General features: G+C 47.0%; 2 protein-coding genes. Both read right to left on the bottom strand.

Features of this window, described 5'->3' with window-relative positions; all coding sequences use genetic code 11:
* Positions 1 to 398, bottom strand: a 398-nt coding sequence (locus tag A3756_RS03905) for an anhydro-N-acetylmuramic acid kinase (protein ID WP_197481152.1), incomplete at its 3' end; no start/stop codon positions are given.
* Positions 399 to 418: 20 nt separating this feature from the next.
* Positions 419 to 761, bottom strand: a 343-nt coding sequence (locus A3756_RS03900) for a M23 family metallopeptidase (protein ID WP_156490246.1), incomplete at its 5' end; no start/stop codon positions are given.

Here is a 761-nt window from a genome sequence, read left to right as displayed (position 1 = left end):
AAATCGGTAATCGTCGTGATATTAGTGATGTGGGCGATTGTACTTGGGTCGCCTATCTGGAGTGAAAAGGGTTTGCTTGACTCAGGGCGGTGTCTGATTGTTTGTCCGTGACAACCGATGGCGCAAACATCGCTACTATTCTTGTTGGCTTTCTTGAGTAAATCGTTCACGGTTTCCGCAATAGCTTCACCTAGCTCGACACTGGCTTCGCCAAGGCGGTCTATCTCATTGTCGCCTGGTAGTGACAATGACTGAAGTTTCGACTTAAGCGAGCTTGAAAATGGTGCGCTAAATGATTCAATACTGGTGGTTTTGTTTTCAGATATTGAGGCAAGGACGGTATCGATTCCGTCCATGCTGGTGCCAGACATGACGCCTATATATAGTTTGTCTGCCATATCAGGGACTCTATCTGTACTTACTGATTAGAGGCGACTTGATAACTTTCTGAAAAGGTCTCGAGCTGTGCCAGGTATGAGTGTGTTGCTTTCTTAAAGCGAGCAAGCTCCTTTTTAGGGATAGGGCTCGCGTGTGGCAGTTTCACCTTTAGAGAGTTTTTGTGGACACCGTTAACTCTAAATTCATAATGAAGATGGGGCCCTGTTGAACGTCCTGTGCTACCGACATAGCCAATGATTTGGCCTTGCTTAACGCGCTTGCCCGAGCGGATGCCGCGTGCGTAGCCATTCATGTGAGCATAAAGAGTGGTGATGCTTTGTCCGTGTTGGATGATGACAGTTTTACCGTAACCACCTTTTCTG

This window comes from Oleiphilus sp. HI0086, assembly GCF_001635225.1.
Note: the sequence above shows the minus strand (reverse complement) of the source record. Positions and strands in the feature narration are given on the sequence as shown.